Here is a 22,051-nt window from a genome sequence, read left to right as displayed (position 1 = left end):
ATGAGTAAGATAAAATCATTTGATGAGTTAAAAAATTTAGTGTCTGAATTAAAACCTGCTCTTGATATGAGGGAAAATCATACTAAAGAAAATCTTACTAAGAGAGAGATACTTGTTTGTGGAGGTACAGGATGTACTTCTGCAGACAGTATAAAAATAATAGAGAATCTTAGATCTGAAATTAAAAATGTCGGATTAGAAAATAGTGCCGAAGTTCATCTAACTGGTTGCTTTGGTTTCTGTGCTAAAGGTCCAATAGTTAAGGTATTCCCTGATAACGTTTTTTATGTTCAAGTAACACCTAATGATGCTAAAGAGATAGTTAATGAACACTTAGTTAATCATAAAGTTGTTGAGAGGTTGCTATTTGAAGAACCATCTCTTGACCATAAAAAAGTTGAAAAGCATGATGATATGTCTTTTTATAAAAAACAATCTCGTGTTGCTTTAAGAAATTGCGGACATATAAACCCCGAAAATGTTAATGAATACATAGGATGCGATGGATATATAGCTTTAGGTAAATGTATTAATGAATTAGCGCCAGATGAGGTTATAGCTGAGGTTAAAGCTTCAGGGCTTAGAGGTAGAGGTGGAGCTGGTTTCCCTACAGGTATAAAATGGGAGTCTACTGCTCAAACATCTCCAGGTAAAAAATATGTTGTATGTAATGCTGATGAAGGTGACCCAGGTGCTTTCATGGATAGATCTATACTTGAAGGTGATCCTCATAGTGTATTAGAGGCTATGGCTATATGTGGTTATTCTATAGGGGCTGATACAGGATATATTTATATAAGAGCTGAATATCCTTTAGCTATTGAAAGATTAAAAACGGCTATAGCTCAAGCTGAAGAAGCTGGCGTTTTAGGCGAAAATATATTAGGAAGTAATTTTAATTTTAATATAGAACTAAAATATGGTGCAGGAGCTTTTGTTTGCGGTGAAGGTACTGCTTTAATAAACTCTATTGAAGGTAAACGTGGGGAGCCAAGAATGAAGACTTACAGCTCTTCTAAACGTGGCCTTTGGGATAAACCTACCTGCTTAAATAATGTTGAAACATTTGCTAATATACCTGCGATAATTAATAAAGGAGCTTCTTGGTTTACTGAATATGGTACTCAAGATTCTTCTGGAACTAAAGTATTTGCTCTTGGAGGAAAAATAAGCAATGTTGGTCTTGTTGAAGTACCGATGGGTACTACTTTAAGAGAAATAGTTTATGAAATAGGTGGAGGTATACCTGACGGAAGAAATTTCAAAGCTGTTCAAACTGGAGGACCATCTGGTGGGTGTATAGCTTCAAACAACCTAGATACTCCTATTGATTTTAAATCTTTAAGTTCTATAGGTTCTATGATGGGTTCTGGAGGTATGCTTGTTCTAGATGATTCTGATTGTATGGTTGATATATGTAAATTTTTCTTAGAATTTACTGTTGAAGAATCTTGTGGTAAATGTACACCTTGCCGTATAGGTAATAAAAGGTTACTAGAAATGCTAGAAAACATAACTGAAGGAAAAGGAACAAAGCAAGATCTAGTTGATTTAAAAGAATTAGCAACTACAATAAAAAATACTTCTTTATGTGGGCTTGGAAAATGTGCTCCTAACCCTGTTTTAAGTACTTTAAATAATTTCTATGATGAGTATTTAGCTCATGTTGTAGATAAAAAATGTCCTGCTGGTAAATGTCAATCTTTATTGGACTACGTAATAACAGATGCCTGTAAGGGATGTACTAAGTGTACTAAAGTTTGTCCTGCTGGTTGCATAACTGGTAAAGTTAAAGAAAAACATGAAATAGATACTACTAAGTGCTTAAAATGTGGTGCTTGTATGGATAGCTGTAAATTCAATGCTATCATCAAACAATAATTTATTTTGGGGGGATATTAATGAGTTTAGTTAACTTAACTATAAATAGTAAACCTGTATCAGTGCCAAAAGGTACTACTATACTAGAAGCCGCTAAACAAGTAAATGTTAAAATACCTAATCTTTGTCATTTAAATATGAATGAAATAAACATGGTTAACCAATGTGCATCTTGTCGTGTATGTATGGTTAGTGCCGGTAGAGGATTAGTGCCTGCTTGTGGAACTCTTGTTAAAGAAGGTATGAACGTTCAAACAAATACTAAAGAAGCTTTAAGGGCTCGTAAAAATGTTGTTCAATTATTATTATCAGATCATCCTCAAGATTGTTTATCTTGCGATAAAAATGGAAATTGTGAATTACAAACTATAGCTGCCGATTTAGGTATTAGGGAAATAAAATTCAAAGGAGAAAAATCATGCGCTCCTAAAGATACATCATCTAAGTCTATAGTTAAAGATCACGATAAATGTATATTATGTAGAAGATGTGAAACTATGTGTAATGAAGTTCAAACTGTTGGAGTTCTATCTGGTATAAACCGTGGATTTAATACTGAAGTTGGTACATTCTTTAATGCTAGTTTGTGTGATACAGAATGTACTTACTGTGGCCAATGTGTAGCAGTTTGTCCTACAGGTGCTTTAACTGAGGTAAATAATATTCCTGTAGTTTGGAATGCTTTAGACCAAAATGAAAAAACAGTTGTAGTTCAAGTCGCTCCTGCTGTAAGAGTTGCTATTGGTGAAGAATTTGGTTTAGAACCAGGAGCTATATCTACAGGTAAAATGGTAGCTGCATTAAGAGCTTTAGGATTTAAATATGTATTTGATACAAACTTTGCAGCTGACTTGACTATATTAGAAGAAGCTTCTGAATTTTTACACAGACTTAAAGATGGTGAAAACCTTCCAATACTAACTAGCTGCTGTCCAGCTTGGATAAATTTTGTAGAAGGTAACTATCCTCAATTATTAAATCTGCCATCTAGTTGTAAATCTCCACAGGAAATGTTTGGTGCTGTGGCTAAGAACTATTTTGGACCTAAAGTTATAAATGTTGAATCTAAAGATATGTATGTTGTATCAGTAATGCCTTGTGTTGCTAAAAAATATGAATGCGCTAGAACTGAATTAGGTCAAGAAGATGTGCTTGATGTAGATATATCTATAACTACTAGAGAACTTGCTAAAATGATAAAAGAAGCAGGGATAGATTTATTAAATCTTGAAGATGAGTCTTTTGATAGTCCTTTAGGAGAGTCGACAGGTGCTGCTGATATATTTGGTGCAACAGGAGGAGTTTTAGAAGCCGCTCTACGTACTGCATATGAGTGGGTAACTGATAAAGAACTATCTGATGTTAATTTTACTCAAGTAAGAGGTCTAGAAGGTATAAAGGAAGCTAGCATAGATATAGATGGAACTATAGTAAATGTATGTATAGCTAGTAGCTTAGGTAACGCTAGAAAAGTTATGGATGAAGTTGCTAATGGAAACTCTAAGTATCATATAATTGAAATAATGGCCTGTCCTGGTGGATGTGTTGCCGGTGGTGGTCAACCATATCATCACGGTGATTATGATATAGTTAAGAAAAGAGCTGCCGGACTGTACAATATAGATGGAAGTAAAGAACTTCGTAAATCTCATAAAAACCCTGCAATAGTTGCTTTATATAATGAATTCTTAGGGGAACCTTATAGTGAAGCTGCTCATAAATATCTACACACTCATTACTTTGACAAGAGTGTCGTTTATGAAGATGCATGTGGTGAATGTACATGTTCAAAAGAAGCAGATGCTACTATATAATTAACTTATTTTGATAAATTTAAAGGATTAACTTAAATATATATTTAAGTTAATCCTTTATTGTTTTTGTTATTTATTTTTTGTATCTATTAAATTAGATAATTTCTTTGTAAATTCTTGAGCTGCATCATAGCCCATTCCTTTTTGTCTGAAGTTCATAGCTGCAACTTCTATTACCATAGCTGTATTTCTTCCAGGCTTAACTGGTACTACTAGTTTTTCGATATTGATATCTAGTATTTCTTCATACTCTTTATCTAAACCTAATCTATCGTAATATTTATCTTCATCCCAAGATTCTAAATGTACTACTAAGTCTATTGTTTTTGTATTTTTAACTGCCCCTACTCCATATAAACTTCTAACATCTATTATACCTATACCTCTTATTTCTAAGAAATGTCTAAGTAGTTCTGGAGACTGTCCTAAAAGCATACTTTCATCTAATTTTCTTATTTCAACAGCATCATCAGCTACTAATCTATGTCCTCTTTGAACTAATTCTAAAGCTGTCTCAGATTTTCCTATACTACTTTCTCCTTTTATAAGAACACCTATACCATATACATCCACTAAAACCCCATGTAGCGTTGTGTGAGGAGCCAATCTATCATCTAAATAATTAGATAATCTGTTTATAAATCTAGTTGTATTTCTTTTTGTAGTCAAAATAGGTCTTTCATACTTTTTAGCATACTTAATAACATCGGGTCTTACTTCTAAGTCCCTAGTTACTATCATTGCTGGAATTTCATGAGCAAAGAATTTATCTAAAACGTCACTTCTAGTTTCTTCATCTATATAACTAAAATAATTATATTCTGCTTTTCCTACTATCTGTATTCTATCATAAGGAAAATGTTCAAAATAACCAGCATATTGAAGACCTGGTCTGTTTATATCTTGAGAATATACATAAAAATCTTTACCTTCAGGCATATATAATGGGTATAGATCTAAATCTTTTATCATATCTCTGATTGAAACTTTATCAATTGAATTCATGTTATATTTATCCCTTTCTGAAAAAATTATATACACTTTCACAAGAAGCTTTATTCATCCCCTCTACTTCTAGTAGTTCTTCAAAAGTAGCTTTTTTTATAGCTTCAATATCCTTAAAGTGATTTAATAGCGCTTTTTTTCTTTTTTCTCCTATTCCTTGTATATCATCTAATACTGATTTTGTCAAAGATTTATTTCTTAAACTTCGGTGGTATGTTATTGCATAATTATGAACTTCTTCTTGAATGCTTGCGACAAATCTATACAAATTAGATGTTTTATCTAACTCTATCTCCTTTTCCTGGGAAATAAGTCCTTTTGTTCTATGTTTATCGTCCTTATACATTCCCCACAGAGGAATTTCTACACCATTTGCTTGCAACACTTTTTTTACAGCACTAACTTGTCCTTTTCCACCATCTAAAAGAATTAAATCTGGAAAATTGCCATATTTTAGCCTTCTCTCTACAATCTCTGCCATAGAGTCATAATCATTTGGCCCTATAACAGTTTTAATTTTATATCTTCTATATTCTTTTTTATCTTTTTTCCCATCAGTAAATACAACCATCGATCCAATAGAATCTACTCCCTGTATATTTGATATATCAAATGATTCTATTCTTTTTGGTGCTTCTTCTAATTTTAAAATTTCTTTTAATTCATCTAATGCACCAATACTTTTTTCATACTTTCTTTTATTCAAATCTGAAAATTTTTCTAAGTATTCTACTGCATTTTTTCTTACCATTTCGACTAGGCTTTTTTTCTCTCCCTTTTGTGGTACTCTAATAGTTACCTTTTGACCTTTTTTAGCTGATAGCCATTCCTCTAAAATAAAGCTATCCTCTATTTCATCTTCTATTATTAGCTCTTTAGGTATATATTCTTGCTCCATATAAAACTGCTTTACAAATGAACCTAATATAGATTCTCTTGAGCTTTCCATTACGCCTTCTAATATAAAATGTTCTCTTCCTACTATCTTTCCATTTCTTATAAAGAAAACTTGTACACATGCCTCGTCATGAGCTCTCGCCATAGCTATAATATCTTGATTTAAATCTGATGTAGTAGCATCAATCTTTTGTTTTTGCATCATTTCTTCTAAGCTTCTAATTTTATCTCTATACATAGCTGCATCTTCAAAATTAAAATCTATGGCACATTTATTCATCTTTTCTTTTAAAAGTTCTATTAATTTTTCCTCTTTACCTGATAGAAATAATATAATCTCTTCTACCATTTTATTATATTCATCTTTATTAACATTTCCTGTACAAGGTCCCACACATTTTTTTATATGCATATTTAAACACGGTCTCATATTATTTTTAATAGCTCTATCTATATCTATATTACAAGTCCTAATAGGATAAGTATTTCTTATAATTTCTAGGGTGTCATTTACTGCTGATGTATTCGTATAAGGTCCAAAGTATTTTGCCTTATCCTTTGACACTCTCCTCACTTTTAACACACGTGGAAAGTCCTCATTTGTTGTTACTTTTATATAAGGATATGTTTTATCATCTCTTAATAAAACATTATATTTAGGTCTATATTGTTTTATCAAATTACACTCCAATATTAAAGCTTCTAACTCTGAATCTGTTATTATATATTCAAAGCTTTTTATATGTTTTACCATAGAAACAACTTTAGATGAGTGATTTTTAGATGACTGGAAATATTGTCTTACTCTATTTTTTAATGATATTGCTTTTCCCACGTATATAACTTGTCCATTTTTATCCTTCATTAAATAAACTCCAGGCTGAGCTGGCAGTTGCTTTAAATGTTCTTGTATATCAAACAAATTCTCACCTCCGAATTAATGATTATAATTTAATTATACCCCAAAACCAAAAAAACGAATAACCAACATAGTTTATATATGTCAGTTATTCGCTTTATATTTTAATGCTTATTTATGGTTTGATCCATTTATTTGTAGCATAAAAGTAGTTGCTGTTTCTCTTGTTTTAAGTTCTTTACTATCTTTATATTTATCTACAAAGTCTGAGCTTAATACTGCTCTATCTATTTGGCCATCTTCATATAAGTTAACTTCTGCCCCTGTATCCTTAACTACTTTTGTATTTATTTTTTCTAATTTAACATTAGATGCATCCCAGTAAGTAGGATTTTTTGACATTACATATTGATCTTCCATTTTCCAACTTGTCAATGTAAATGGTCCATTATAAAGTTGATACTCAGCTGCTGTTCCATATTTTGCTCCACACTTTTCAACAAATGCTTGTTTTTGTGGGAAGAATACTTGGAATGATGTTAATTGTGGGAAATATGGTACTGGTCTAACTAATTTCACTTCTAAAGTATAATCATCTATCGCTTTTACTCCTACACCTTCTACCCCTTTATCTACTACTTCCATTGCTCCTTTTATGTCATTCATTATATAAGAATATTCAGATGCTGTTTCAGGTGTTAAAGTTCTCTTCCAAGAATATTCAAAATCCTTAGCAGTTACCGGAGTCTTATCTGACCATATGGAATTTTTTCTTAAATGGAAAGTCCAAGTTAGCCCATCTTCAGAAACTTCCCATTTTTCTGCTACCCCAGGTTGAGCTTTACCCTTCTCATCTACTCTTATTAATCCTTCCATTGTAGTATTCATAACTTGGAATGATTGTTGATCTGTTGATTTGCTAATATCCATAGAAGGTATATCTGCCGTAGTTGATAGATTTAAAACTTTTTCTGGTTTATTTACATCTGCATATGTGTATGTGTAATCTGCACCCCAAGAGTTATTAACTATTCCTGATACATAATCTTTTTCTAAGTAAGCTACAGATTTTTGATATATTGGAGCTAAGTATGCATCTTCTAGCATCATTTTTTCAGCTTCTGCATATTTTTTATATCCTTCTGCTGTTGGAAGCTTTTTAGCTTCTTCTATTAATTTATTATATTCTTTATTATCATAACCTACTTGCTTTGAAAATTGATTTCCAGTTTCCATTGTAGATAAGAAAGTTAAAGGATCTGGATAATCAGCTCCCCATCCCGAAAATGATATATCAAATTTACCTTTAGTCTCTCTATCTAGTTTTTGCTTAAATGGCAAATTAGTAACCTTTACTGTTAGACCCTCTAAGTCTGATAACTCTGATTGAATAAACTCTCCTGTTCTTTTGCCTAAATCATGATCATATGTTATAATTTCCATTTCTGTTGTATCAAATCCAACTTCTTTCTTGGCTTTATCCCAAGCTTCTTTAGCCTTTTCTTCATTATATGAATAACCCATTCCCTCTGTAAGGTCAGCATAGTCTTTTCCGTTATCTAGTGCTAATTTTAAAGGTGTAAATCTATCCATCGTCTTTGATCCGTTATTTAGTATAACATCACAATAAGATTGCTTATCTATTGACATAGCTATTGCTGCTCTAGCATTTTCATTATCTAACACTTGTGCTGACGTAGCTGTTTTTGATCCTGAACTTGTATTTCCCGATCCACTACACCCCACAAGCAAACTCGAGCCAATTAGTGCTATAGTCGTCATTACTGTTAATTTTCTTTTTAAAAACATATTTATTATCCCCCTATAAATTTATTGTTTATTATACATATGACTTTTTAGTACATTTATGCATGTACCCATCTATATTTATTAATTTATATATAAAAAGCGCATAGCCTGTATAGAATTATCTACTAATGGCTATGCGCATATTAAGTTATCTAACTATTATTTTATTTTTTAGCTCCTTTTCCACCATTTATTTGTAACATAAATGTAGAAGCAGATTCTCTTGTTTTAAAGTCTTTACTGTCTTTATATTTATCAACATAATCAGAAGTTAAAGCGGCTCTATCTATTTGCCCATCATTATATAGATTAACCTCTGCTCCTGTTTCTTTAACTACTTTTGTATTTATTTTATTTAATTTAACATTTTCTGCATCCCAATAGTTAGGGTTTTTATCCATGCTAAATTGGTCTTCCATTTTCCAACTTGTTAATGTAAATGGTCCATTATATAATTGATATTCTGCTTTTGTTCCATATTTTTCTCCACATTTTTCAACAAATGCTTGGCTTTGTGGATAGAATACCTGGAATGACATTAATTGTGGGAAATATGGCACCGGTCTATTTAATTTAACTTCTAAAGTATAGTCATCTAATGCTTTTACTCCTACTCCATCTACACCTTTATCAGCAACGTCTGTTGCTCCTACTATATCGTCCATTATATATGCATATTCAGATGCTGTTTCTGGATTTAAAGTTCTCTTCCAAGAATATTCAAAATCTTTAGCAGTTACTGGAGTTCCATCTGACCATGTTGAATTTTTTCTTAAATTAAAAGTCCAAGTTAATCCATCTTCTGATGCTTGCCATTTTTCTGCTACACCTGGTTTAACATTACCTTTTTCATCTATTCTTGTTAATCCCTCCATTGTACTATTTACAGTTTGGAAAGATGATTGATCAGTTGCTTTACTTATATCTAAAGTAGGTATATCTGATGATGTAGCTAAGTTTAGAACTTTTTCAGGTTTATTTACATCAGCATATGTGTAAGTAAAATCTGCTCCCCAAGTATTGTTTACTATTCCAGATACATAATCTTTTTCTAAATAAGAAGCTCCTTTTTGGAACAATGGAGCTAAGTATGCATCCTCTAACATTATTTTTTCTGCTTCTGCATATTTCTTGTAACCATCTGCTGTTGGAAGCTTTTTAGCTTCTGCCATTAATTTATTAAAATCCTCATTAGCATATCCTACTTGATTGGCATATTGACCACCTTTTTGCATTGTTGATAGGAATGTTAATGGATCTGGATAATCTGCTCCCCATCCTGTGAAAGAAAAATCAAAATCTCCTTTAGTTTCTCTTGCTAGTTTTTGCTTAAATGGTAAATTAGTAACTTTTACAGTTAAACCTTCTAAGTCTGCTAATTCACCTTGAACAAATTCACCTGTTCTTTTACCTGAGTCATGGTCAAATGTTAAGAATTCTAATTCAACTGTATCAAATCCAACCTCTTCCTTAGCTTTAGCCCATGCTTCTTTTGCAGCTTCTTCGTTATAACTATATCCTGCATCTTTAAGAAGATCTGTATAATCTTTACCTTCATTCAAAGCTAGCTTTTTAGGTGTGTATGTATTTGAAGGTATAGACCCATTATTTAATATAACATCACACAAAGCTTGCTTATCTATAGCCATTGACAGAGCAGCTCTTGCATTTTTATTTGCTAGCACTTCTTCGGCAGTAGCAGCTCCGCCTCCGCCACTTGATCCTGTGCCACCACCTGAACTACTACATCCAGCTAGTAAACTTGAACTTAATAATGCCACTGTTGCCATTACTGTTATTTTTCTTTTTAAAAACATAATACTCACCCTCCCATTTTTTCTTTCTAAACAAATAAACTCATATATTTAAAATTTATTGTATAGCATTTTTGATTAAAAGTCATTTATTTTTTTTAATTTTTTGATTTTTATCTAAATAAAAAAAATTTTATAAATTTTTTTATTTTAACTTGAAATTACTTTAATATGACATTACAATTAGACTAATAAATATTTTCGAAGGCGGTGACATTATGAAACATTTTTTAACCTTACTTGCATTTGACGGAATAATTAGTACAATTTACGCCATTTTTAGCGGTTTTAGTAAGTATTCCTTTTTAAACTGCGCTTTTATCATAGGCATGATTTACTTCTTATTTGGTCTAATGTGCTTTGTATGGGAAAAAGGATTTTTCAACATCACCATATTCGCATTCAATAAGCTGGGACAACAGCTACAAAAGAAAAGGGGAGTATTGTGTGATGATGCCGATATTACAATAGATGATTTTATAAATAGAGAAAACAATTTTTTTCTTACATATAATTTACTTTTCTCTGGTTTATTAATTTCGGCTATATCTATTGGCATAAGTTTTATTTCTATATCATAGATATAAAAAACTATTTTATTATTAAAAGGGGGGATTAGCGGTGTTTCGCTATGTGATGAAACGTATTATGTACATGTTTATAACACTTTTTGTTGTTATATCTGTTACTTTTTTCTTGGTAAGACTTCTTCCAGGAACTCCATTCAATGATCAAAAACTAAATGCGCAACAAATTGAACAATTAGAGGCACAATATGGACTAGATAAGCCCGTACCTGTTCAATACTTTAAATACTTAACTGGTGTTTTCCAAGGTAAGTTAGGTACATCTTTTAAAAATGCTAACCAAAAAGTTGAAGATATTATAAAAATACGTATAGGCCCATCTGCTATGCTTGGTGCTCAATCTTTAGTATTCGGTACTATTGTAGGTTTAGCTCTTGGTATAGTTGCAGCACTTAAACGTAATACTATTTGGGATTATCTATGTACCATTTTATCAGTTGTAGGGGTATCAGTTCCGTCTTTCGTATTTGCAGCCACACTACAGCTATATATAGCAAGCAAAATGAGTCTATTACCTATAACGTGGGGTGTTCCTTTAGGATCTGATTTTAGGTATGTATGGACAGTGTTACCGTCTTTAGCTTTATCATTCTTTACTATATCAAATGTTGCACGTTTTACTAGAACTGAGCTAGTAGAAGTTTTAAACTCCGACTACATAGTTACTGCAAAAGCAAAAGGTTTAAGCAAAGCCACTGTTATATTAAAACATGCTCTTAGAAATGCTTTAATACCTGTTATAACTGTTTTAGGACCTCTTGCAGCTGGATTACTTACAGGTTCATTAGTTGTTGAAAAAGTCTTTGCAGTTCCTGGCATTGGTGATTTACTGGTTAATGCTATAAACACTAATGATTTATTTGTAATATCTGGTGTAGCTATACTTTATAGTGCATTCTATATTGTAGTTATATTAATAGTAGATATTCTTTATGGTGTAATAGACCCTAGAATACGTTTAGCAGGAGGTAATTAAGATGGTTGATAAAGTTATGATTGATGGTCAAGAAGTTAAATTAACTCCTGAGTTATTCGAATCTGCCCTTGCAGAAACTGGAGATAATGAAGCTATTTCTAGACCTAGTTTAACTTTCTGGCAAGATGCCAGAAAAAGATTATTTAAAAATCCAGGAGCAGTTGCTGGTTTAATAATTTTAACTTGTATAGTTCTAATGGCAATACTTGCTCCTATGTTCTCTAAATTTGATTATAAAACTCAAAATATAAGACACACTAAAGTTCCACCCAACATGCCTATTGTATCTTCTCTAGGTATCATGAATGGTAAAAACTCTAATGGTGTTGATGTTTATAAAGAAAAAAATATCCAAGAAAAATACTTGTTCGGTACAGATTCTTTAGGACGTGATATCTGGACTCGTACATGGACTGGTGCAAGAGTTTCTTTATTTATAGCTGTATTAGCAGCTGTATTTGATTTACTAATTGGTGTTACTTACGGTGGTATCTCTGGATACTATGGTGGAAAAGTTGACCTTATCATGCAGCGTATAATAGAGATTATAACTGGTATTCCTCAACTTGTTATAGTTACACTGTTTATAATGGTATTTGATCCAGGTATACTCTCTATATCTCTAGCGATGGCTGTATCTGGATGGACTGGAATGGCGAGGGTTGTTCGTTCTCATGTATTAAGACTTAAAAATCAAGAGTTTGTTTTAGCTTCTAAAACTTTAGGTTCTTCTGATTTTAGACTTATACTTAAACATCTTTTCCCTAACGTTATTGGTCAAATAGTTGTAATGATTATGTTCTCATTACCAAGTGCTATATTCTACGAAGCTTTCTTAAGTTTCATAGGTTTAGGTCTACAACCACCTCAAGCATCACTAGGTGTATTAATAAATGAAGGTTACCAAGCATTACAAAACTATCCGTACATGATGCTTATACCATCTACTGTTGTTTGTTTATTAATATTCAGCCTTAACTTATTAGCAGATGGTTTAAGAGATGCTGTTGACCCAAAAATGCGTAATCAATAATTAGTAAGGGAGATGAATTAATTGGAAAAATTACTAGAAGTAAAAAACCTATGTGTTAACTTCGGTACTTACGGCGGGGAGGTTCAAGCTGTTAGGGGAGTTACATTTGATCTACATAAAGGAGAAACTCTAGCTATAGTTGGTGAGTCAGGTTCTGGTAAATCTGTTGCCTGTAAAACTATAATGAGAATATTATCTGCTAATGGATTTATAAAAGATGGAGAAATTTTATTTGAAAATAGAGATTTAACAAAACTTAGTGAGAGGGAAATGGAGAAAGTTAGAGGTAAAGATATAGCTATGATATTCCAAGATCCAATGACTTCTTTAAACCCTACAATGACTATTGGTAAACAAATTATGGAACCAATTATAAAACATCAAGGACTTAGTAAAGAAGAAGCAAAATTGAAGGCTATAGAACTTATAAGCTTGGTTGGTATATCTGAACCAGAAAAAAGATTTAAACAGTATCCTCACCAATTTTCTGGAGGTATGAGACAACGTATTGTAATAGCAATATCATTAGCCTGTAATCCAAAGATATTAATTGCAGACGAACCTACTACTGCTCTTGATGTTACTATACAGGCTCAAATACTAGAACTTATAAAAGATTTACAAGCTCATACTGGTGTAGCTGTTATATTTATAACTCATGACCTTGGAGTTGTTGCTAATATGGCTGACAGAGTTGCTGTTATGTATGCTGGAAAAATTATAGAATATGGTACTTCAGATGATATATTCTATAATCCTCAACATCCATATACTTGGGGTCTTTTAGGTTCTATGCCTACTTTAGATATAGGAGATAATGATTTATATAACATACCAGGTACTCCTCCTGATTTAATGAATCCACCTAAAGGAGATGCATTCGCTCTTCGTAGTGAATTTGCTATTAAGTTAGACCATTTAGCAGAGCCACCAATGTTTAAAATAAGTGATACTCACTATGCTGCCACTTGGCTATTACATCCATTAGCTAAGAAGGTTGAGCGACCTTTAAACATTGAAAGAAGGAAGGTGAATGTAGATGAGTAAAAAGATATTACTTGAAGTAAAAAATTTAAAACAACATTTTAAAGTTAATAGAAATACAACTGTAAAGGCTGTTGATGATGTATCTTTTCATATATATGAAGGTGAAACATTTGGATTAGTTGGTGAGTCTGGATCTGGTAAGTCTACTACTGGAAGAGCTATTATTCGTCTTTATGATCCTACTGCTGGAGAAGTTATGTTTGATGGAAAAAATATATCTGCTAAAAAATTAAGTAGATCAGATAGGCATCATGTTAATAAAAACATGCAAATGATATTCCAGGATCCAATGGCTTGTCTAAACCCTCGTATGACTGTAGCAGATATAATAGCTGAAGGTCTAGATATACATGGCTTATGTAAAAGTAAAGAAGAAAGAACTAAAAAGGTTTATGATCTATTAAAAACTGTTGGTCTTAATGAACAACATGCCAGTAGATATCCTCATGAGTTCTCTGGAGGACAAAGACAACGTATAGGAATAGCTCGTGCATTAGCTATAGAGCCAAAGTTTATAATTGCCGATGAGCCTATATCTGCACTTGACGTATCTATTCAAGCTCAAGTTGTTAATCTTCTTAGAAAGTTACAAAAGGAAAATGGTCTTACTTATTTATTTATAGCTCATGACCTTTCAATGGTAAAATATATAAGTGATAGAATAGGTGTTATGCATAGGGGTAAATTAGTTGAATTGACTACTGCTGATGAACTTTATGAAAATCCACTACATCCTTATACAAAATCATTATTATCCGCTATACCACTTCCTGATCCCGACTATGAAAAAGGAAGAACACGTATAAAATATGACCCTAATATGCATGACTACTCTACTGAAAGTCCTGAATGGGTAGAAATAAGACCTGGTCATTTCATATATGCATCTAAAACTGAGCTAGTTCAATATGAAAAAGAACTTTCAGCAAAAGAATCTAATGCATAAACCAATTTATGAAAAACAAATATTCTTTTCCTTTGAATATATATTATATGAAAATAAAAAATAGGTAGATTAAAATCTACCTATTTTTTGTATTTATATAATTACTCCTACTCCTAAAACTACTATGGAAATTATAGAAATTATTACTATCAAAGGAGTAACGAATTTCAGCCATTTATCATAAGTTACATTTACCATCGCCAAAGATGCAAGTATTAATCCTGTAGGTGTTATAAATCCTATAAGACCTTGTCCAAATTGGTAAGCACTTACTATAATATCCCTATTTACTCCAACAACATCTGCAAGAGGTGCCATTATAGGCATTGATAGCACTGCTAATCCAGAAGATGAAGAAATAAAGAATCCTAGTACTATATAAACTAAGAACATTACCGTAGAGAAAATAACTCCACTCATGCTTGATACTAAGTTGCTTAAGCTATTTAAAATAGTATCACTTATCATACCACCATCCATGATTATTGTAACACCACGAGCTATACCTATTATTAATGCAACACCTAATAGCTCACCAGCCCCTGATACAAATTCTGAAACAAACTCTTCTTCCTTAAGACCTGAGATGAATGCTAATATGAATGTTACAAATAGGAATAGAGCTGTCATTTCTTTAAACCACCATCCTAATTCTTTAACACCATATACCATAACTACAAATGAAACCGCAAATATTATTAACATAAGTTTTCTTGCCCATGTAAATTCCGGTATTTCACCTTCATTATGAGCTTTTAAAAATTGATTTTCTAAATCTTGTTTTTGTGAATAAATTAAAGATTGAGTTGGGTCTTTTTTAACCTTTTCAGCATATCTAACGGTATATACAACACAGACAATAAGACCTACCACCAACATAAATAGTCTTATAGCCATACCACTTGTAAAATCTATACCTGCTGTATTTGATGCTATAACTGTTGAGAATGGATTTACTGTTGATGCCATTGTCCCCATACATGATCCTAGATATATAGCTGCTATAGCAACTAAGGCATCATACCCAGCTGCCAAGAATATGGGAACAACAATTGGATAAAATGCTATAGTCTCTTCTGCTAATCCAAAGGTTGTGCCTCCTATTCCTATAAGAACTGTTATTATAACTATTAACCAAGCTTCTCTACCTTTTAAGCTTCTTGATAGTGCACTTATTCCTGCTGTAAATGATCCTGTTTTGTTTATTACACCAACTATTCCACCTATTACTAATACAAATGCTATAATATCTATAGAATCATATAGGCCTTGAACTGGTGCATTTAAAAATGTAATTACTGCCTTAAATACATTAGTTTTTTCTTTTTCTAATTGTTCGTAAGTACCTGGAATTGCAACAGGCTTACTTATAGATCCATCTGTGAACTTACTTAAATTAATTTTTACCCCAAGTTCATCAAGTGTTTTCTGTGTTGCTTCTTTTTCAGTAATTTCACCTGTCGATGACTCCACTGAAAATACATTAGTCTCAGCATTATAAAGTAATTTAGCATACTTTCCTGAAGGTATAATATAGGTAAGACCTAAAACCAATAGCATAACTATAAGTGTTACAGTATAAGCTGTTGGAAATGAAAACTTAAATTTCTTTTTTGATGACACTCAATCATCCCCTTTATAAAATTTTTTAGATATCTTACCTATTCTTCAAGGTTTAAAATAATCCTTTATATAAATTTATTTTTCTTTGTTTTTTGACTTAATTAAAGTATTTTTTTAAAAACATTCCAGTATAAGATCCTTCTACATTTGAGACTTCTTTAGGCGTACCTGTAGCAACAATTTTACCACCTTTATCTCCACCTTCTGGTCCTAAATCAATTATATAATCACAAGTTTTTATAACATCTAAATTATGTTCTATAACTACTATGCTATTACCTGTATCAGCTAATCTTTGTAATACTTGAATTAATTTATCTACATCTGCTATATGAAGACCAGTTGTAGGCTCATCCAGTATATATAAAGTTTTACCTGTAGGCCTCTTACTTAATTCAGTTGCTAATTTTATTCTTTGTGCTTCTCCTCCTGATAATTGAGTAGATGGTTGTCCTAATTTTATATAAGAAAGACCTACATCCATTAATGTTTCAAGCTTTCTTCTTATATTAGGTATGTTCTCAAAGAAATTAAGAGCTTCTTCTACATTCATATCCAAAATATCAGCTATAGTTTTATCCTTATATTTAACCTGTAATGTTTCCCTATTATATCTCTCACCTTTACATACTTCACACGGCACGTATACATCTGGCAAGAAATGCATCTCTATCTTAATAATACCATCACCCTTACAAGCCTCACATCTACCACCTTTTACGTTAAAACTAAATCTTCCTTTTTGATATCCTCTAGCTTTAGCTTCATTAGTAGATGCAAATAAATCTCTTATCATATCAAACACACCTGTATAAGTAGCTGGGTTTGAACGAGGAGTTCTTCCTATAGGACTTTGATCTATATTTATTACTTTATCTATATTTTCTATCCCCTTAATTTCCTTATGTTTACCTGGTCTTTCTCTTAATCTATTTACCTTACTTGCTATACCTTTGTATAATATATCATTTATTAATGTACTCTTTCCTGAACCAGATACTCCTGTTATACAAGTAAATTTACCTAATGGGAATTTAACATTTATATTTTTTAAGTTATTTTCAGTAGCTTTAACTATTTCAATGTATTGTCCATTACCTTCTCTAGTTTCCTCTGGTATTTGAATTTGTTTTTTCCCACTTAAATACTGACCTGTTATAGAGTTTGGATTTTCTAGTATTTCTTCAAGGGTACCTTGAGCTACAATTTCTCCACCGTGAACACCTGCACCTGGTCCAATATCAATAATATAGTCTGCTTCTTTCATAGTATCTTCATCATGTTCCACTACTATTAAAGTGTTACCTATGTTTGTTAAATGTCTTAAAGTTCCTATTAATCTATCATTATCTCTTTGATGAAGACCTATACTTGGCTCATCAAGAACATATAAGACTCCAACTAGAGCTGATCCTATTTGAGTTGCAAGTCTTATACGTTGAGCTTCTCCTCCTGATAAAGTACCTGCTTTCCTAGATAAATTAAGATAGTCTAATCCTACATCTCTTAAGAAAGATGCTCTTCCTTTTATTTCTTTTAAGATTTCGTGAGCTATAAACTTTTGTTTTTCACTTAAGTTTATATTTTCTATATAACTTATTAGTTCATTAACTGAAAAATCAGTTACATCCATTATATTTTTGTTATCAACTAGTACAGATAGTACCTCTTTTCTTAGTCTTGCTCCCTTACATTTAGGGCAAGGTTTCTCTGCCATAAATTCTTCTATTTTATCTCTAGAATACTCTGAATTAGTTTCTCTATATCTTCTTTCTAAATTTACTATTACACCTTCAAATGGAGCCTTGTATAATCTGTTTCCACCATACTTAGATTCATATACAAACTCAACCATTACATTATCGTGTCCATATAATAGCTCGTTTACAAAATCTTCAGGTAAATCTTTAAATGGTGTAGATAAATCCACATTAAACTTGTCAGCTAAACTTTTTACCATTTTGCTATAATATGTATCATCATTAGTTCCAACAGATCCCCATGCTACTATAGCACCTTGTTTTATAGATAATTCCTTATTTGGAACAACTAAGTCTGGATCAACTTCTTTACTTTCACCTAATCCATTACAACTATCACAAGCTCCAAATGGACTATTAAATGAAAACATTCTTGGTGATAGTTCTTCTATACCAATACCATGTTCTGGGCATGCAAATTTAGTTGAGTATAATATCTCATCTCCATCTATTATTTGTGCTATAACTAAACCGTCCGATAACTTAACTGCTGTTTCTATAGAATCAGCTAATCTTGCTTCTATTCCATCTTTAATTACAATTCTATCTACTACAACCTCAATGTTGTGTTTTTGATTTTTATTTAAATCTATATCATCTGTTACCTCATAATTTTCTCCATCTACTCTAATTCTTACAAACCCTTCTTTTTTAACATTTTCTATAACTTTTTTGTGCGTTCCCTTTTGACCTCTAACAACAGGAGATAAAATTTGTAACTTTGTTCGTTCTTCAAACGCCATCATTTTGTCTACAATCTCCTGTATAGTCATTTGACTTATTAATTTACCGCATGTAGGACAATGAACTTCTCCCACTCTTGCAAATAATAATCTTAAATAATCATAAATTTCCGTAACTGTACCAACTGTAGAACGTGGATTTTTAGATGTTGTTTTTTGGTCTATTGAAATAGCAGGTGATAAGCCTTCTATATATTCTACGTTTGGTTTTTCCATTTGACCTAAGAATTGTCTTGCATATGCAGATAAACTTTCTACATAGCGTCTTTGGCCTTCAGCATAAATAGTATCAAATGCTAAAGAAGATTTACCTGATCCAGATAATCCTGTAAATACAATAAACTTATCTCTAGGTATCTCTAGATCAACATTTTTTAAGTTATGCTCTTTAGCTCCTTTTATTATAATTTTATTTTCCATTTATATATTAATCCTTTCCTCAAGTTGCTTAATTTTATCTCTAAGCTCTGCTGCTCTCTCAAATTGTAGGTTTTGTGCAGCTTCCATCATTTCAGCTTGTAGAGTCGCAATATTTTCTTTTATTTCATCTATATTATCAGTTTCTTTTATTCCATATGTAGCCTCTTCATCTGCTACTGTAGTAGCTTCTATAGCATTTCTTATACCCTTTTTAATAGTAGTAGGTGTAATTGAATGCTCTTCATTATAAAGCATTTGAATTTCTCTTCTTCTTTTAGTTTCTTCTATAGCACTTTCCATAGATCTAGTTATTTTATCTGCATACATTATAACTCTACCTTCTGAGTTTCTAGCTGCACGACCTATAGTTTGTATTAATGAAGTTTCGGAACGAAGGAAACCTTCTTTGTCTGCGTCTAATATAGCTACTAAAGAAACCTCTGGAATATCTAATCCTTCTCTAAGTAAGTTTATACCTACTAATACATCAAACTTACCAAGCCTTAAATCTCTTATTATTTCTACTCTCTCTAATGTATCTATATCTGAATGTAAATACTTAACTTTTATTCCAATTTCTTTTAAATAGTTACTTAAGTCCTCACTCATTTTTTTAGTCAATGTTGTTATTAAGACTCTTTCATTCTTTTCTATAATCTTATTAATCTCTACAACTAAATTATCTATTTGATTATTTATAGGTCTAACTTCAATTATAGGATCTAGTAATCCTGTAGGTCTTATAATTTGTTCTGCTACTGTTGTTGAGTGTTGAATTTCATAAGGTCCTGGAGTTGCTGTAACAAATAATATTTGATTTATATTTGATTCAAATTCTTCAAAATTTAGAGGTCTATTATCATAAGCTGACGGAAGTCTAAATCCATTATCTATAAGAGACGATTTTCTTGACCTATCTCCAGCATACATACCTCTTACTTGTGGTACTGTAACGTGCGATTCATCAACTATTATTAGATAATCATCTGGAAAGAAATCCATTAAGGTATATGGCTTTTCTCCAGGTTTTCTACCCGTTATATGTCTTGAATAATTTTCTATACCTTGACAAAACCCTATTTCTCTTAACATTTCAATATCATATCTAGTTCTCTGATCTATTCTTTGTGCTTCTATTAACTTATCATTTTCTTTAAAATAGTTTATTCTTTCTTCTACTTCTTTTTCTATTTCAATAATAGCTTTTTCTACTCTTTCTGGAGTTGTAACATAATGAGATGCAGGGAATATAACTATATGATTTCTAACTCCTACAATTTTTCCTGTTACATAATCAATTTCTGTTATTCTATCTATTTCGTCTCCGAAAAATTCTATACGGATTGCTTTTTCATCATTGTTAGCAGGAAATATTTCTAAAATATCTCCTCTAACCCTAAAAGTACCTCTTGTAAAGTTAATATCATTTCTTTCATATTGAATTTCGATTAATTTTTTTATAACTTCATCTCTATCTTTTTCCATTCCAGGTCTTAGAGATACCATAAGTTTTTTATAGTCTTCAGGATCTCCTAAACCATAAATACATGAAACAGAAGATATTATAATAACATCATCTCTCTCTAATATAGATGCTGTTGCCGAGTGTCTTAATTTATCAATTTCATCATTTATGCTAGCATCTTTTTCTATATATGTATCACTATGTGCTACATATGCTTCAGGTTGATAGTAATCATAATAACTAACAAAATATTCTACTGCATTATCTGGAAAAAATTCTTTGAACTCACTATATAATTGAGCTGCTAAAGTTTTATTATGAGCAAGTATTAATGTAGGCTTTTTTGTCTCCTGTATAATATTTGCCATTGTAAAAGTTTTACCTGATCCTGTAACCCCTAAAAGTGTAGAATACTTTTCATCATTATTTATAGCTGTAACAATGGATTTTATAGCTTCAGGCTGGTCACCTGTAGGCTTAAAATCTGATTTTAAATTAAAATCCATCAATCTCACTCCTTTTTTACGAACATAGGTTCTTAATAAGTATAATTATATCACATAAATTATAAATTTATTTTTTAATTTGTTTATTTTTGATATTTTACCCAATATAGGTCAATTTCAACCTATATAAAATTAATGTTTTAAACAATAAAAAAGTCGCTTTGCTCCTGTCGCCAACGACCTAAAAAACAGGTCCGTTGCTCAAGCCTAGCAGTTGGTATTATAACTTATCCACAAACCAGATAATTTATAATACCTTAATATAATAAAATAAAGGCCTCTATGGGGGATAGAGGCCTTTTAAAATGGGGGAGATTGAGTAATTCATTTATTTATTAAGTTTTACATTATAATTATGCCCATATATTAACTTTATATACATTTGTTTTAATTTTTTATAGAATTTTTTATAAATAAAAATCCTAGGAAAATTTCCTAGGATTAAATAGTACATAATATTTATATAAATGAAAAAATCATTTATAGTCTATAATTTATTTTATAAATAAAAAATAGATTACGTGGCTACGTCTTACTCTCCCAGGGGGTCGCCCCCCAAGTACCATCAGCGCTAAAGAGCTTAACTTCTGTGTTCGGAATGGGAACAGGTGTATCCTCTTTGCTATAATAACCACATAATCTTTATTTTTTAGAGTTAATACTCTGAAAACTGTATATCATTTAGAGTGAATCATTTATTGGTCAAGTCCTCGACCTATTAGTATCGATAAGCTAAATACATTACTGCACTTACACCTTCGACCTATCAACCAGGTAGTCTTCCTGGGGTCTTACCCTTACGGTGGGAAATCTTATCTTGAAGTTGGCTTCGCGCTTAGATGCTTTCAGCGCTTATCCATTCCGTA

General features: G+C 31.6%; 14 protein-coding genes and 2 rRNA genes. 7 read left to right on the top strand and 9 right to left on the bottom strand.

Translation table 11 applies throughout. From position 1 onward, the window contains the following. Together BLP75_RS13205 and BLP75_RS13200 are read left to right on the top strand one after the other, a co-directional pair. Complete coding sequence (locus BLP75_RS13205) at positions 1 to 1,881, top strand: NADH-quinone oxidoreductase subunit NuoF (RefSeq protein WP_092726781.1); 1,881 nt, start codon at positions 1 to 3, stop codon at positions 1,879 to 1,881. A 20-nt stretch (positions 1,882 to 1,901) separates the two neighbouring features. Beyond that, entirely contained in the window at positions 1,902 to 3,695 is a 1,794-nt protein-coding gene (locus BLP75_RS13200) for an NADH-dependent [FeFe] hydrogenase, group A6 (protein WP_092726780.1), read from the top strand. 69 nt (positions 3,696 to 3,764) lie between these two features. Here the strand turns inward: BLP75_RS13200 and hprK are convergent, their stop codons facing one another. The 4 genes from hprK to BLP75_RS13180 all read right to left on the bottom strand — a co-directional run bounded on the left by hprK (position 3,765) and on the right by BLP75_RS13180 (position 10,082). Then, positions 3,765 to 4,700: an HPr(Ser) kinase/phosphatase gene (gene hprK, locus BLP75_RS13195; RefSeq protein WP_092727124.1), complete on the bottom strand. Its 936-nt coding sequence runs from the start codon at positions 4,698 to 4,700 to the stop codon at positions 3,765 to 3,767. Between the two features lie 7 nt (positions 4,701 to 4,707). Continuing rightward, complete coding sequence (gene uvrC / locus BLP75_RS13190; RefSeq protein WP_092726779.1) at positions 4,708 to 6,519, bottom strand: excinuclease ABC subunit UvrC; 1,812 nt, start codon at positions 6,517 to 6,519, stop codon at positions 4,708 to 4,710. Positions 6,520 to 6,627: 108 nt separating this feature from the next. Beyond that, positions 6,628 to 8,265: an ABC transporter substrate-binding protein gene (locus BLP75_RS13185; protein WP_092726777.1), complete on the bottom strand. Its 1,638-nt coding sequence runs from the start codon at positions 8,263 to 8,265 to the stop codon at positions 6,628 to 6,630. A gap of 164 nt (positions 8,266 to 8,429) precedes the next feature. Next, a complete protein-coding gene (locus BLP75_RS13180) occupies positions 8,430 to 10,082 on the bottom strand; it encodes an ABC transporter substrate-binding protein (protein WP_092726776.1) in 1,653 nt (550 codons plus the stop codon). 215 nt (positions 10,083 to 10,297) lie between these two features. Here BLP75_RS13180 and BLP75_RS13175 point away from each other — a divergent pair, with 215 nt between their 5' ends. The 5 genes from BLP75_RS13175 to BLP75_RS13155 are packed head-to-tail and all read left to right on the top strand — an operon-like array spanning position 10,298 to position 14,668. Then, complete coding sequence (locus BLP75_RS13175; protein ID WP_092726774.1) at positions 10,298 to 10,660, top strand: DUF3899 domain-containing protein; 363 nt, start codon at positions 10,298 to 10,300, stop codon at positions 10,658 to 10,660. Positions 10,661 to 10,700: 40 nt separating this feature from the next. Further along, positions 10,701 to 11,642 carry an ABC transporter permease gene (locus BLP75_RS13170; protein WP_092726773.1) on the top strand — a complete coding sequence of 314 codons (942 nt, stop codon included), beginning with the start codon at positions 10,701 to 10,703 and terminating at the stop codon, positions 11,640 to 11,642. A 1-nt stretch (position 11,643) separates the two neighbouring features. Continuing rightward, positions 11,644 to 12,675, top strand: a complete 1,032-nt coding sequence (gene opp3C / locus BLP75_RS13165) for an oligopeptide ABC transporter permease (RefSeq protein WP_092726772.1) — start codon at positions 11,644 to 11,646, stop codon at positions 12,673 to 12,675. 21 nt (positions 12,676 to 12,696) lie between these two features. Beyond that, on the top strand, positions 12,697 to 13,722 hold the full coding sequence (locus BLP75_RS13160; RefSeq protein ID WP_092726771.1) for an ABC transporter ATP-binding protein: 1,026 nt from the start codon (positions 12,697 to 12,699) through the stop codon (positions 13,720 to 13,722). Next, a complete protein-coding gene (locus tag BLP75_RS13155) occupies positions 13,715 to 14,668 on the top strand; it encodes an ABC transporter ATP-binding protein (protein WP_092726769.1) in 954 nt (317 codons plus the stop codon). The genes BLP75_RS13160 and BLP75_RS13155 overlap by 8 nt, the downstream gene beginning before the upstream one ends. 93 nt (positions 14,669 to 14,761) lie before the next feature. On the opposite strand, the gene BLP75_RS13150 is transcribed toward BLP75_RS13155, so the two are convergent. From BLP75_RS13150 to BLP75_RS13130, 5 genes are all read right to left on the bottom strand, one after another. Next, positions 14,762 to 16,291 carry a YfcC family protein gene (locus BLP75_RS13150; RefSeq protein ID WP_092726768.1) on the bottom strand — a complete coding sequence of 510 codons (1,530 nt, stop codon included), beginning with the start codon at positions 16,289 to 16,291 and terminating at the stop codon, positions 14,762 to 14,764. Positions 16,292 to 16,388: 97 nt separating this feature from the next. After that, entirely contained in the window at positions 16,389 to 19,214 is a 2,826-nt protein-coding gene (gene uvrA, locus BLP75_RS13145; protein WP_092726766.1) for an excinuclease ABC subunit UvrA, read from the bottom strand. After that, positions 19,215 to 21,185 (bottom strand): excinuclease ABC subunit UvrB, encoded by a 1,971-nt coding sequence (gene uvrB, locus BLP75_RS13140; RefSeq protein WP_092726765.1) that lies wholly within the window; start codon positions 21,183 to 21,185, stop codon positions 19,215 to 19,217. Positions 21,186 to 21,704: 519 nt separating this feature from the next. Beyond that, positions 21,705 to 21,821: ribosomal RNA gene (rrf, locus tag BLP75_RS13135) — 5S ribosomal RNA — on the bottom strand. Positions 21,822 to 21,883: 62 nt separating this feature from the next. Then, a 23S ribosomal RNA gene (locus BLP75_RS13130) occupies positions 21,884 to 22,051 on the bottom strand; the annotation flags it as partial.

The sequence above is a fragment of the Romboutsia lituseburensis DSM 797 genome (assembly GCF_900103615.1).
GTDB classification, from domain to species: Bacteria; Bacillota; Clostridia; order Peptostreptococcales; family Peptostreptococcaceae; genus Romboutsia_F; species Romboutsia_F lituseburensis.
The sequence above is the reverse complement of the archived record's forward strand: the minus strand, read 5'-3'. Positions and strand labels throughout refer to the sequence as shown.